The sequence below is a fragment of the Flagellimonas marinaquae genome (assembly GCF_003992675.1).
Lineage (GTDB): Bacteria > Bacteroidota > Bacteroidia > Flavobacteriales > Flavobacteriaceae > Flagellimonas > Flagellimonas marinaquae.
Window position 1 is genome coordinate 72,507 of the sequence record NZ_RZMZ01000002.1, and the last position, 14,085, is coordinate 86,591.

Here is a 14,085-nt window from a genome sequence, read left to right on the forward strand (position 1 = left end):
TTATTTTGAGAATCATCATTTTCCTTTTGCTAAGCCTTGCCTTTCTTGGTCAGGATGTTCCCACCTCTAAAAACAGCACACATCAAAATACCTTTGACCATTTGGTTTTTGCAGATGAATTCGAAGTGGATGGAAGGCCTGATGCAAACAAATGGCACCATCAAACCATTCCGCCAAATAAGGGCAGTTGGCACAATGATGAGCTACAACATTATACGGACAGGAAAGAAAACTCCCTGGTCAACGAAGGAACCTTGAAAATAAGGGCCGCCAAAGAACCTTATGTATACAACGGAAGTACGAAGGACTACACCTCGGCCCGCATGAATTCAAAATTCGTCTTTACCTATGGACGGGTTGAAGTTCGGGCAAAATTACCCAGTTCTGCGGGGACTTGGCCCGCCATTTGGACCTTGGGCGCCAATGTAGATGAAACCGGAAATTATTTCGATGACCAATATGGTAGTGTGGGTTGGCCCTTATGCGGTGAAATAGACATTTTGGAACAAACTGGCTGGGACAAGGACTGTACTATTTCCCATTTCCATTGGGGCGATTTAAACACCAAAATCTATAAGGAAATTGGAGATGAAACTGAAGTTGAAAACGCCTCCACGGAATTCCATGTGTATGCCATGGAGTGGAGCAGTGAGAGCATCAAAACTTATGTTGACGATACCTTGGTGTACGAATTGCCCAATTCCAATGACAAACCATTCAACCATCCGCACTATTTAATTCTGAACATTGCCATAGGTGGTAATTTAGGAGGCGAAGTACCAGAAAATTTCACCGAAGATATCCTTGAAATCGATTATGTGAGAATCTATCAGTAAGGATTCGGCAACATAACCTTGTCCCCGTTGAGCAGTTCGACCGTTTTACTGGCCTAATTCCTTAGCCTCGAAGGAAACCAGTTCTTGTTGGCTACATTGTGCCGTGGCCTCTATGGGATTGCAACATACTTCGCAATCCTCCACATAGGTCTGTTCGGGAATGGAGGTATCGAGTAAAAAGGAGATTTCCTCCCAACAATATGGACATTGGAAAAAATGCTCGAACATTGTTTAAAACTCTACGTTCAATAGCTGCCCACTCACTTGGAGCATTTGAAGCTCGGCCAATTTTGCGTTATACTTGGCCTGACTTTTGGCCAATTCGGCGTTCAAGAGGTTCAACTGGGCCTGCCTAAATTCAATGGAGGTCACCTGCCCTAATTTATAACGCTCATCGGTACGTGTAAAGTTATTTTGGTTGGTCTGTAGATTTTTTTCTTGAACTTCCAATACATAAAGAGCATTAGTATAGCTGTCCCATGCATTACGGATATCCCTTTCTACCTCCAACTGAATTTGCCTTTTGGCTATCTCCTGATTTTTATAGGCAATTTTGGCATTTTTTATCCCGGTTATGGTTGTTCCTCCATCAAATAGGTTCCAAGTAAGGTTTATGGCTCCGGTAACCCCTGTAGATGTGTTTTGCAAAACAAAGGCCAAAGGGCTATTGTTGTTGGATTCGTTCCAACCATAAGTACCTGTAAGTCCAATCGTTGGCAAATAACCACTACGGGCCACTTTGATATCGTACCTGCCCATGTTGATGTTTTTTTCGGCGATTTGAAGCCTAACATTGTTCATTTGGGCCTCGTTGTACATACCCTCCATTTGAAGTCCAGGAACAAAGTTTACCGTGGTATCTGCTTCAAATTGGGCCGATAGGTCTCTGTTCAAAATCAAGTTCAGGTCTCGCATCGTATTTCTCAACTGCTGCCTCGAATTCAATAAATTGATGCTATCCGTATTGATATCCACTTCTGCATTCAATACATCCAATCCAGTATTTTGCCCAAACTCAAATTGATATTGGGCCCTTTTGAGCCTATCCTTTGAAATTTCCAGTGCCTGTTCCAAGGTATTCGTGTTTTCGGTGAGGCGCGCCGCTTCGTAATAGACGGTAAACAACTGAAGGATGGTGGTCTCTATGGTTTGCCGAACTTCCAATTCGGACTGTTCCGAGCGCTCTTGGAAACTCTTGTAATTGTAATACCTTCCAAGACCATCGAATAACGTATAGTTTACGTTTACCGCAGCGCTATACCTACGTGTCTCGGCTCCTTCCGCACTCCTTACATCACCATTGGCCAGGATACCTTCGGAGTTTTGCTTGTCGATACTACCGCTGGCATTACCAGAAACTGTAGGTAGATAACCTGAATTGAGGATATCGGCATTGTTCTCGTCGATTTTTTTGGTATTACGAGCCACTTGAATATCCAAATTGTTTTCCAAAACCATTGCAATGGCCTCTTCCTTGGTCAACACCTTTTCTTGGGCATGGGCCAGCGAACAAACAAACAGTAAAATAAAGGGTAGTTTATTAAAAAAGCTTCTCATTATGTGGTCTCTTCTACAACTTTTGAGGTTTCTTCTCTGTTTTTCGGCACATTCGAACTATCAGTTCCATTTAAGTGAACCATGCCAGATTGCATCTCTTCTTCTTCATGCTGTTCCCGAATGGCGCGTTCTACTTCTTCAGGAGTTACCTCTTCCCCTGTCCAAAGTCGTTTTGCCAATACTTTCACATTGTTCCCAAAGGAAAGTAGCAATGGGAGCATGAGCAAGGTAAGGACTGTCGCAAAACCAATTCCATAAGCAATGGAAATAGCCATGGGTTTTAGGAACTGCGCCTGTCGACTTTTCTCCAACAGCAAGGGTGCCAAACCTGCAATGGTGGTCACCGAGGTCAAAAAGATGGCCCTAAAACGAGATTTTCCTGCTTCATATATGGCCTCGTCGAATTTCATACCGTTTCGAAGGTTGATATTGAATTTACCAATCAACACCAATCCATCATTCACCATAATACCGATCAATGCAATAATCCCCAACATGGAAAGAACATTAATGGGGAATCCATGTATCCAGTGTCCCCATGCAACAGCCGTTAAGCTAAAGGGCACCATGAATATCAACAAGAGTGGTTGGCTGATGCTTCTAAAAGTGAAAGCGATTACGATGAAAATCAGAAACAATACGATTGGCCCTACAAATCCTAAGGAACCTATCAATTTATTGGCTTCCCGGTTCTGTCCCTCGTACGAAGGTGTGATGGATGGGTATTTGGCCAAAATATCCGGAAGCACTTCATTTCGTATCCATAACATGGCATCGGTTCCACTGGTGGTTTCTGGGTCTGTCAAATCCGAAGAAACCTGTATTTCCCTTCTTCCTTCCAAGTGGTTGATGGCTACATCCCCCCTTTCAATGGTATAGGTGGCAATTTCTTTTAAAGGGATTCGGTCTCCGCTAGGAGCCAATATCCGCATTTCGTCCAAATCGGAAATGGATGACCTGTTTTCACGATCATAGCGTACCCAAACCCGTATTTCATCCTGCCCTCTTTGGAAACGTTGTGCCTGTGCCCCGAAGAATCCGCCGCGCACTTGGTTCATGACCGTTCTAAGGTCCAGCCCCAACAAGTAGGCATTTTCTTTGAGTTGCAATCGTATTTCCTTGATTCCCGCAGGATCGTTATCGGTAACATCCTTTAGGTTGGCATTGGCTTCCATGGCTTGTTTCAGTTCGGTTTTAGCCGCCTTTAGTTCTGCAATATTATTGCCCAAAAGGGATACCGAAACCGGGCTACCCCCAAAGTTCCCACCAGAGCCGTAGATCAAACTTTCCACCCCAATCACTGGACCTACCAGTTCACGGAGTCGCGTGGTCACCATATCGGCACGTATGCCATCGGGGCGCTCCTCACCAGGGAGAAGATTGATTTCCAAAGTGGCATTGGATGCACCTGGTCCTAAATTTTTAATCATGTTGACGAACAGCATTTTGTCCATTCCCTGCAAATACTGATCGGTGAGTTCTTGATTTACAATGTGCGCCTTATCTTGAATGAGACTGATAATGGAGTCGGTCACTTTCTCATTGGTACCATTGGGCATGGTCAAGTTGATGGATACCTGATCACTGGCAATCCTCGGGAAAAAGGCCGTCCTGATGATTCCTCCGCCTATGGAACCCAAGGTAAGGGCCAACGCCATGAAAAACAGGGCAAAAGTGAGGAATTTGTAATTGAGCATAAAACGTAGAGCAGGGCTATACCAATTGTCCCTCATATAGTTCATGATCTTGTCGCCTATTTTATTGATGACACGCAGTTTGGCAAATACTTTTCCTATTCCGGTCTTTGGTTTATCCGTTTGGGTGCGCAGCGCTTTGGAATGCGCCAAGTGAGCTGGCAGAATGATCAGTGCTTCTACCAACGATACCACCAGCGTGAGGATCACGATTACCGAGACCTCCCCAAAGAACTCACCAATTCGGCTATCCAAGAACAAGAATATGGAAAAGGCCAGTATAGTGGTGATGATAGCGGATATAATGGGTGGTATCACCTCCATGGTGCCATCCAGTGCAGCTTGCACGGGTGATTTCCCATCTTCGTAATGTTGATAGATGTTTTCCGCAATCACAATACCATCATCCACCAAAATACCGATGACGATGATCATCCCAAATAGGGATAACACATTTATAGTTACGTTGAACATGGGAGCGAACACGAACATCCCCAAAAAGGCGATGGGAAGTCCAAAAGCCACCCAAAATGCCAATCGTGTATTCAAGAACAGTGAAAGGAATACCAATACCAAAATCATCCCAACAATGGCATTCTCTGTCAAAAGCTGGGTCCGTTGGGTCAATGTGGTGGAGCGGTCGTCGATTACGTCCAATCGTACATTGGTATATTTTTCGTTGAACTCCTCAATATACTCCCTCACATTCGCGGCCGAACCCATAAGGTCTTCCGTATTGGTACTTGTAATAGTAATATTCACTGCAAGCTCCCCATTGAAATAAGAAGCGTTGGGGGTTTCCGAAAAGCGGTCCCTGATAATGGCAACGTCCTTCAATCGCACCGTACGGCCGGCAGCATCTCCCCTGACAATAATATTGGAAAGTTCGTCCCCATAATAGGAACGATTGTTGGCCCGGATGAGATACTCTTCGGTCACTGTTTTGATATTTCCCCCAGTGACCAAAATATTGGCGTTGGAAACAGCTTGGGCTACATCGGCAAAGGACAGGTTGTAGGCCAAAAGACTGTTCTCATCCACAGCGATTTCAATTTCTTCATCGGGATACCCATCAATTTGAATCTGGGAAATCCCATCAATGGCCCTAAGATCATTTTCGATTTGACGGGCTATTTGTTTTAAGGTGACCAAGGGAATGTCTTTACCACTTACGGCAAAACTAATTGTAGGTCTTACGGGCTCCTGTTTGGCCACAATCAGGGGTTCCATGCCTGTTGGGAAAGTGGGCACCCGATCCACCGCATTTTTGACCTCCAACAGCATAAAATCAACATTTCGTTCCTTTTCGATTTCCACGTTGATGGTACCACTGTTCTCCCTAGAGGTAGAGGTAACCCGCTCCACACCTTCAAGGCCTTTAAGGTTGTCTTCTATCTTCAGGACAATACCCTCTTCAATTTCTTGTGGGGATGCCCCGGGATAGGTGATGGAAATGGTAATATTTCGGGCTTCGTTCAGCGGAAAAAAGGACGATTTCAAGGAAAGAATCCCAACGATACCAAAGACAAAAAATGCCAAAATGAAGACATTTACTGCCATGTGGTATTTAATAAAATACGAGATGAGCTTTCTCATAGCTTATACTATTAGGATTTTCTTTCTTCAAAGATGCGCACCAACATACCGGCATACGCACCTGTAATGGGTTTTGCCACGATGACTTCGCCATCGGGAACGTTCTTGAGCACAACGGTCTTATCGGTAAAGAATACCGGTTGTACATCCATCAGGTCCAAAATTGAATCCCGCACCACAAAAATCTGATTGTTCTCCAACAAAAGGGAGCGGTTGATTTCGATGGCATCGGTTTCTTCCTTGGCTTCAAGATTGGCTTCCAAATATTGGCCTTCTTTCAAATCGTCGCCACTGACTTCAATATAGACCATAATGGTCTGTGAATTCTGGTCTACCCTACTATTCACCCGGGTAACCTCGCCCACATAGGTTTTGGTCTTCTCCAAATTCGTCAGCTCCACTTTTTTACCTACACGTAAAAAGTCCCCGTAGGTCTTACTTACAGATACTTCCAGTTCGTATAGCCCCGTATCGATAAACTCACCAAGTTTCTGCCCCGAACGAATCAATGTCCCCTCGGTAACCAAGGCTTCCGTCAACACGCCGCTAAAGGGCGCTGTAATGGTGTATTTCGTAAGACGTTGCTCCAAATTCTTTACATTATAGTAGGTGGTGATGATTTCCCGTCCCGTGATGAAGAACTTCTCTTTTTCCGAATCCATGGAAGGCAATTCGGGAGTAGTTTTCTCCAAATCGAAACTATTGAGGTATTGTTGCCACTTGGGATAGATTTCTGGATAATCCAACCGCAGATCGGGCATGATGGACGTCAGCAAATTGTACAAATTACTTTTGGCCGATTGAACTGTTGCGTAGTATTCACTGGCATCGATTCGGATAAGCGTTTGTCCTGCACTATAGGCCTGTCCCGTTCGGAACAATTTGCTACCAGGCCTAAACACACCTTGAACTTCGGAGAACAGCTCCAACCTTTTTTTGGCCTGCAGGTTACCATTGGCCGGAACCCGTATCGGCACAGTGGTGTTCTTGACGGTGTCTACAAAAACGGTCTTTACGATTTTCTGGGATGGCGGTCTTCTGTTATCCTTGCTGTCCGCAATAAGACCAGCAAAATATAGGGAGGCAAAAATGATAATGCCTCCGACAACTGCCGATATGATGAGCTTTCGCATGCGTAAGTTGGTTTAATCTGTGCAAATCTATTCCCTTCGATTTTTACAATGGTTAAATATTTCCTAAAATACGCTCCAAACCCGGTCAAATACAAAAAGGGGACCCCAAACGGCATCCCCAACCAAACAAACTAAAGTAATAACTAACTACTCGTTTTCGTTCTCGTCCTCGAATTTGGTATCTGCCATTCGAGTGCGATCTATATTGATTTCCTTGAACTTGGGACTCAATGACCTGTCATCCGTATCAAAAACAAGGAATTGCTTGGAATCCATTCCACGCAGGGCATCAAAGGAATCGAAGCGATTATTTTGCAGTTGTAAAATTTGTAAGCTTGCCAATTGGCCAAACTCCGTTGGTATCTCACCGCCCAATCTATTGTTAGAAAGCACCAATTCTTTGAGTTGAACCAAATTTCCGATTTCAGAAGGGATTTGTCCTTCCAATAAATTTTCAAAAAGTCCAAGGGCTTCCAATTTGGACAGTTTCCCGATTGAACTAGGAATAATGCCCTTTAAATTATTACTTGAAAGATTGAGCTCCTTTAGGTTTTTGAGTTCTCCAAAGCTTTCAGGAATGGGTCCAGTCAAAAAATTATTGAACATAGAAAAGATTTCAAGCTCCTTGCAATTGCCGATCTCCGTTGGGATGGCTCCCTTGATTCGGTTCATTTCCAAACGTAGTACCTTTAACTTTTCCAACTTGACAATATCCTTAGGGAGCACTCCTGTGATTTGGTTGAATGCAAGGTTGAGCGTAGTCAAATATTTTAAATTTCCTATACTTTCTGGAAGCACTCCGTTCAAATTGTTCATAAACAAGGTTATCCCTGTCACATGGCCATCTTGAATCTCTATGCCCTTCCAGGTATGGGCAGACGCTTCCAAATCCCAAGTAGTATTCCATTCTGGACCATTGGTGCTGTTGTACAGATCCACCAAGGCAGATTTTTCTTCGGGGGAAACTTGCCCGCTGGCCAACAATATGCTCGTGGAGAACAGCAAGCAAAAGAAAAATAAGGTTACTCTTTTCATCTTCTCCTTTTTAGTTGTAAGGAATTTACCTACAAAGTAATAAAAATGAGAAACATCCTACAACTATAATCGATGAACTTACACCCTAATGTTGTGAATCCTAGAAAATTTGTGGTGAAAAACTTGGAGAATCGATTAATTCAATGTCTCCAGCTCATGGGATAGACTCTCCCAATCTTCCATCAATGCTTCCAATTCTTTCTTCTTGCCCTCGTAGTTATCAAAAAAGTTGGGTTTTGCAATGGTGGTATCGTAGTCCATGAGTAAATCATGGTCAATCTCGGCAATCTGCTTTTCGAGCTGGGATATCTTCTTCTCTACGCCACTGAGCTTATTCTTTAGGGACTTTTGCTTTTTTTGGATGTGATATTCGTTTTCCTTGGGTTTTTCTTGGGTCTTGTTTTCCTCTTTTTTGGGGTCGCCCTTTTCCACACTGCGAAAATCTTCCATTTTGCGTTGCTCCAAATAAAAGTCGATATCGCCCAGATACTCTTTGATGCCCCCATCCTTAAATTCGTAGACTCTATCGGTTAGCCCTTGCAGAAAATCCCGGTCGTGCGAGACCAAAATCAAAGTTCCTTCAAAATTTTGGAGTGCCTGCTTCAATACGTTCTTGGATTTGATATCCAAATGGTTGGTGGGCTCATCCATCACAATCACATTAAAGGGCTGCAACAGCATTTTAGCCAATGCCAAACGGTTGCGTTCCCCACCCGACAACACCTTTACGTATTTATCCACCTCATCGCCCCTAAAAAGGAAGGAACCCAAAATATCCCTCACTTTACTTCGATTGGTTTCGTTGGCGGCATCGATCATGGTATCCAAAATGGTCTTGTTCCCATCAAGGTATTCGGCTTGGTTTTGGGCAAAGTAGCCTAATTGCACATTGTGGCCCATTTTTAGGTCTCCCTTGTAATCCAGTTCACCTACCATAATTTTGGCCAAGGTGGTTTTTCCTTGTCCATTTTGCCCCACAAAGGCCGTTTTGCTGCCTCTATCCACCATGAGGTCGATATCTTGCAGTACTTTTTTGGGACCATAACTTTTAGAGATTCCGTTGAGTTCGGCAACCACCTTGCCCGGGGTCACCGAAACGGGAAAACGCAGGTTCATCACACTGTTATCTTCCTCATCCACTTCGATGCGGTCCATTTTGTCCAGTTTTTTGATCAAGGACTGCGCCATGGAAGCCTTACTGGATTTGGCCCGAAACTTTTCAATCAGTCGCTCGGTCTGCTGTATCTGTTTCTCTTGGTTTTTTTGGGCACTGAGCTGCTGTTCTTTAATTTCCTGTCTGTGAACCAGAAATTGGGAATAGGGTTTGTTGTAATCATAAATTCGGCCCAATGAAATCTCGATGGTACGGTTGGTAACGTTGTCCAAGAACATTTTGTCATGGGAAACGATTACCACCGCTCCTGTAAAATTCCGAAGGAATTGCTCCAACCAAATGATGGACTCAATATCCAAGTGGTTGGTAGGCTCATCCAGGAGCAATACATCATTGTTCTGCAATAGCAGTTTGGCCAGCTCTATTCGCATACGCCACCCTCCTGAAAAGGTGTCGGTGAGCTTATTGAAGTCGTCCCGCTTAAATCCTAGACCCAAAAGCACCTTTTCGGTATCGCCTTGATAGTTGTAGCCTCCCAAAATTTCGTAGCGATGGGTCACATCGTTCAGGTCCACCATAAGCTGATGGTAGCCATCACTTTCATAATCGGTGCGCTCAGCCAATGCCGTATTGATTTCGTCCAATTTCAGTTCCATCTCCTTGATCTCTGAGAACGCTTGATAGGATTCTTCAAGTACGGTTCGGCCCTCTTCAAAATCGATATCCTGTTTTAGAAAGCCAATTCTAATGTTCTTTTCGGTGGCGATAGCTCCTTGGTCCAAGGGCATTTCCTTGGCCAATAACTTGAGCATGGTCGATTTACCCGCACCGTTCTTCCCGATGAGGCCTACGCGGTCGCCCCCGTTGAGACGAAAGGATATTTCCTCAAAGAGATATTCGCCTCCAAAGGCTACGGAAAGATTGTGAACATTTAGCATTTTTATGTGACCTTGATTACAAAACTTTTATTGGCGAATGTATACTTTTGTACAAAAGCCGTGCAAATGTTAAAAAAAGGAACCAAAATGTACAGCATTTTAACAGGAAACTGTCCAAGATGCCATGAGGAAAGCATGTATGAGAATTCCAATCCGTATGCGTTGTCCAAGATCTTCAAGATGAACGAAAGATGCTCGCATTGTGGTTTGAAGTATAAAATAGAGCCCTCGTTCTTCTATGGTGCCATGTACGTGAGTTATGGCGTGGGTATTGCGTTTGCTGTCGCCGCTTTTGTGATTTCCTTTTTGTTCTTGGGTTCATCCTTACCGACCGCCTTTATCGCTATCGTGGGTACGCTGGTCGTATTTATGCCGGTCATTATTCGACTTTCCCGAAATATTTGGATCAACTTTTTTGTGAAGTACGACCCAAATTCCGTTAAAAAGTACGAAGCCATGGCCAAAAGTTAATTGGCGTAATACTTTTTGGTAAATCGATAGATGTCCATTTCGGGGTCCAGTTCCATATCGTTTTCAATGTAATCGAAGAGTTGGCGCGAAGCATAGGGACCGATTAGCACCCCTCGGGAACCAAATCCGTTCAACACAAAAAGATTGGAATGCTTTGGATGTCTCCCTACCAAGGGCCGACGGTCCACCACGGTCGGACGAATACCGGCCACATGGTCCACAACCTCAAAATCGCATTTCAAAAACGTCCTGAGCTTTTCCAAGAGCTCATTCTTGGCGGCTTCGGTAGGTTCATTGGTTTTATCCTTCCATTTGTAGGTAGCGCCCACCAAATAGTGGTCGTTCTCCATGGGAATGGTAAACACTGAGGATTTGATGACATGCTGCTCTTGGTAATCCGGTGCGTGGATGACCAACAACTCCCCTTTGGTTCCATTTAGGGGCAAGTATCCAAAATAAGGGTCTTGCTTCAGGCCATATCCACAGGCAAATACAATGTTCTTTGCAGTGATTTCATTATAGGTTACGCTGTCCTCTCCAACGAAAAGGGCGTCATAATCGAAAGACTCTTTAGCTAATCTGCCATTATCCGCCAAATAGTTTTTGTAGGCATTCACCAAAGTGTGCGTATCTACTCGGCCCGTATATTTTACTTCACCGAAACCACATGGGGCATCAATAGCCGGGTTAGCATTCGGATATATAGTGGTGGACAGAAAGTAATCCAGACCTGGTCGGTCGGCTGCCTCAAACCAAAGGTTTTGTTCTTCTACGGAAGCAAACTTGCGCCATACGGGAAGTTCGTAATCTACTTTCACCCCAAGTTTCTCCTCTAAATTTTGATAAAACGGCTTGACAAGTTCCAATTGTTGTTTGGCCTTCCAAGCTAGGGTAAACCTTTTTAAAATAACGGGATTGTACAAGCCTCCGGCAACCAAGGAGGCCCTTTGGGAATCATCGGCAATTACGGTAAAGCTTTTGCCTTCACTTTCCAATACTTCGCAGAACGAAATTCCTGCCAAACCCAGACCTACTACGATATAATCCAACATTCCACAAAATTAGGCATCTGTTTGATTTATTGTGCCCCTTGTTTTGAGTTTAATGCAAAAAAAAACGCCGCACTGAGTGCGGCGTTTTACTGTTTTGAATTGGAAATATTCTATGAGTGCTTAATATGCCCACATATCTTGTTCCCTATCCCGTATGCCCTCTTTGATTCGTTGGGCTTCCAAGAGTTGGAACAATGCATTATCAAAAATGTAATCACTTATTTCACGGTCTTCGTGAATGTTTTCCTCTTTGTAGATAACACCGTTGAAACGACGTGCATTCAACAATGCATCAAAAGAAATAGGTCTTGCGGAGTTCCGCTGATTGTACACCTTGGCATCGTGCAAAATTTTACGTGCCGCCGGAAACCAAACCCAGAACAATTCCACTTTGTTTTCTCCTGGATCGATTGATTCATCGTCGATGAAATTAACGTCCGGAGCAACAGGTGCAATTCCCAATAAGCGATACTTGAGCTCTCCTTGGCGTTTGTCGAAATACCAGATACCTTTTATACGGTACTCCTCGATATCCGCAGCGGTCAAGTCCCTTTTGTTGATAAACTCAGGGGAAACCTGCTCGCCGGCATTTATCTGATCGTAACCAAGGTCGGTAGTATCCACTTTGCTCAAGGTAGCGGCAAGGTCTGCCAATTTACGCTTTTCAGTAAAGTAGGAGTCTGCATAAACCTCGGTAAGGTTCCCATTTCTGATGTTCTTCATCAGCACATGGTACAGCGACCTTCTATCCGCCCCAATACCTATGGTATCGGTTGGGTAATAGAGTGGAAAGTTGACTCGCTCGTCAAGATCGATGATTTCCCATACAGTCTTGGACCAAAGGATGTCCCTGTCGTCCACATATCCGTATTCCAACGGCTCATCGGCATCTTGCTCTATTTGAGCTTGGGTTTTCTTACCGATATCTTCGGGCAGCTTGGCATTCAAAATGTTTGCCTGCGCCATGATTGATACTGGCAATATGCCCAACAATCCAATTAACAATGCGTTTTTCCAATTCATGATCACTTGTATACTTTTTATACTTCTTAGTTTGTAAGCTCAATAAACACAGGAGATACTTTTTTCAACTTGTAGCTCTTGTTGTTTGTGATGTAAGCTTGGATATCAAATATCTGGACAGACTCGCCTCTATCGGCTCTTCTAAGTACAGATTTGGCTCTGCTGTCCAATTTGTTGCCTTGTACCACTACGGTAGGCTGACCTGGCACTTTGAACTTAAACTCGCTTACGGCAAGGTTCAAGTCAAAATCAAAGTCTTCCAACATGGCACTAACAGTGGCGATTTCCAGGTTGTTCCTTGGCATTTTGATGCTTCCAGACTCTCCACGAACCGTACCGCTTGGCCTTGGAATATCCTTGATACGGAAAGTCTTTTTAGATGGGAAAGATTTTCCATCAATAACTCCGGTAACATTAATAGTTACTTCTCTACCAGTTCCAGGATTCATGATGTAGTTGCTACCGCTTCTTTGTGTTAAACCAGGTGCAGAAGCTTTTACATTATTATCAGAGACTCCTGGCATGGAAATCGTAATTGGGTTAGCAACACCACGATACACCACATTCATTTTATCAGCAGATATAACTGCTTCGTTTGGTCTTGGAATTGTTGTAAAGGTGTTATTTACTTCGACTGGGACTTTTTCTCCATCCTGCATAAAATACATGGTTCCTGCGATTTTGTGATCTCCGGGATTACCTGTACCTATTAGCAATTTGATACCGCCAGCTTCCAATTCGTAGTCCTTACCTTGGGTCAATGGTCTTCCGTCCAAAGTCAATTCGGCTTCAACAGGCGTTGAAGTATTATCCGTTTTACTAACTCCTATTTTGCCATCATATCTTTCACCACTATAAAAAGCTGATCTATCAGCAAACAATGAAGCTTTAAAATTGGTCAAGGAAACCGCTTCGGTCAACTCACCTTCCAAAAGGGTTTTCAACACCTCTTGCTCGGTGGTTTTGATATCGGCCTGCAATTGGGTCATCTTGGTCAAAGAAGCTACCAATGGGAAGCCTTCGAAATGATAATTTATCCAATCTTGGCGGGTACCGTCTCTTTTCTCTACCTTACCATCTTCACCACCTGTGGCAAATCGGGTTCTTACGGCAGATTTCAAAGATTCGAACTCACCTTCCGGCAAAGCGTTGATCACGCCTTCACGATACGTTTCAATCTGCTCCATGAACTTTTTCCCTTCTGGAGCCAATTGGTCTCCCTGAAATAATTTTTGGTCCAAGTAGTCGGACTTGTCCATAACCACATAATCTTTGTCATCTTCCAAATCTGCGGTCATTTCTTTCTTCAATCCTTCCAAATAACTGTAGTAGTTATCGGAAAGTTGTTTGATCTGCTGAGCATCTTCGTACAGTTCGCCGTACTCCTCTGCATTTTCAGAAGCTTTGGTTTCCAAGCTTGCAAAAAAGTTGGAGTTATTGGCGTCCATGTTGGTATTGGAAGTTTCCAGCTTTTCGTTCATAAGTCCGAACGCTGCAAGTACTTCCTTGCTCATATTCAATGCCAACATCGCGATGAAGATCAAGTACATAAGGTTGATCATCTTCTGACGTGGTGTTTGTTTTCCTCCTGCCATGTTTTTCTAATTAGATTTAATAATTAATTTGATTTGGTTTG

General features: G+C 43.8%; 11 protein-coding genes. 2 read left to right on the top strand and 9 right to left on the bottom strand.

The annotated features are described in order from the left end of the window. The first annotated feature begins 5 nt into the window (after window positions 1-5). Entirely contained in the window at window positions 6-836 is an 831-nt protein-coding gene (locus EO130_RS00320) for a glycoside hydrolase family 16 protein (protein ID WP_241244274.1), read from the top strand. A gap of 45 nt (window positions 837-881) precedes the next feature. Here EO130_RS00320 and EO130_RS00325 read toward each other — a convergent pair whose 3' ends face one another. The 6 genes from EO130_RS00325 to EO130_RS00350 form a co-directional block, all read right to left on the bottom strand. Continuing rightward, window positions 882-1,064, bottom strand: coding sequence for a CPXCG motif-containing cysteine-rich protein (locus EO130_RS00325; protein ID WP_127139549.1), 183 nt, complete (start codon window positions 1,062-1,064; stop codon window positions 882-884). Between the two features lie 3 nt (window positions 1,065-1,067). Beyond that, window positions 1,068-2,393, bottom strand: coding sequence for a TolC family protein (locus tag EO130_RS00330; protein WP_127139550.1), 1,326 nt, complete (start codon window positions 2,391-2,393; stop codon window positions 1,068-1,070). Next, window positions 2,393-5,683 (bottom strand): efflux RND transporter permease subunit, encoded by a 3,291-nt coding sequence (locus tag EO130_RS00335; protein ID WP_127139551.1) that lies wholly within the window; start codon window positions 5,681-5,683, stop codon window positions 2,393-2,395. Before EO130_RS00335 ends, EO130_RS00330 begins: the two co-directional genes overlap by 1 nt. Window positions 5,684-5,694: 11 nt before the next feature. After that, window positions 5,695-6,816: an efflux RND transporter periplasmic adaptor subunit gene (locus EO130_RS00340; RefSeq protein WP_127139552.1), complete on the bottom strand. Its 1,122-nt coding sequence runs from the start codon at window positions 6,814-6,816 to the stop codon at window positions 5,695-5,697. 147 nt (window positions 6,817-6,963) lie between these two features. Then, the gene (locus tag EO130_RS00345) at window positions 6,964-7,851 is read right to left on the bottom strand and encodes a leucine-rich repeat domain-containing protein (RefSeq protein WP_127139553.1); all 888 of its coding nucleotides are present in this window, start codon (window positions 7,849-7,851) and stop codon (window positions 6,964-6,966) included. A gap of 135 nt (window positions 7,852-7,986) precedes the next feature. Continuing rightward, window positions 7,987-9,903, bottom strand: coding sequence for an ABC-F family ATP-binding cassette domain-containing protein (locus EO130_RS00350; protein ID WP_127139554.1), 1,917 nt, complete (start codon window positions 9,901-9,903; stop codon window positions 7,987-7,989). Between the two features lie 66 nt (window positions 9,904-9,969). Between EO130_RS00350 and EO130_RS00355 the strand changes: the two genes are divergently transcribed. Further along, window positions 9,970-10,374, top strand: a complete 405-nt coding sequence (locus tag EO130_RS00355; protein ID WP_127139555.1) for a DUF983 domain-containing protein — start codon at window positions 9,970-9,972, stop codon at window positions 10,372-10,374. Here the strand turns inward: EO130_RS00355 and EO130_RS00360 are convergent. The 3 genes from EO130_RS00360 to porM form a co-directional block, all read right to left on the bottom strand. Continuing rightward, window positions 10,371-11,426: an NAD(P)/FAD-dependent oxidoreductase gene (locus tag EO130_RS00360; protein ID WP_127139556.1), complete on the bottom strand. Its 1,056-nt coding sequence runs from the start codon at window positions 11,424-11,426 to the stop codon at window positions 10,371-10,373. The two genes, EO130_RS00355 and EO130_RS00360, sit on opposite strands and share 4 nt — an antisense overlap. 120 nt (window positions 11,427-11,546) lie before the next feature. Beyond that, window positions 11,547-12,449, bottom strand: a complete 903-nt coding sequence (porN, locus tag EO130_RS00365; RefSeq protein ID WP_127139557.1) for a type IX secretion system ring subunit PorN/GldN — start codon at window positions 12,447-12,449, stop codon at window positions 11,547-11,549. 26 nt (window positions 12,450-12,475) lie between these two features. After that, complete coding sequence (gene porM, locus EO130_RS00370; protein ID WP_127139558.1) at window positions 12,476-14,044, bottom strand: type IX secretion system motor protein PorM/GldM; 1,569 nt, start codon at window positions 14,042-14,044, stop codon at window positions 12,476-12,478. Between the last annotated feature and the right edge of the window lie 41 nt (window positions 14,045-14,085).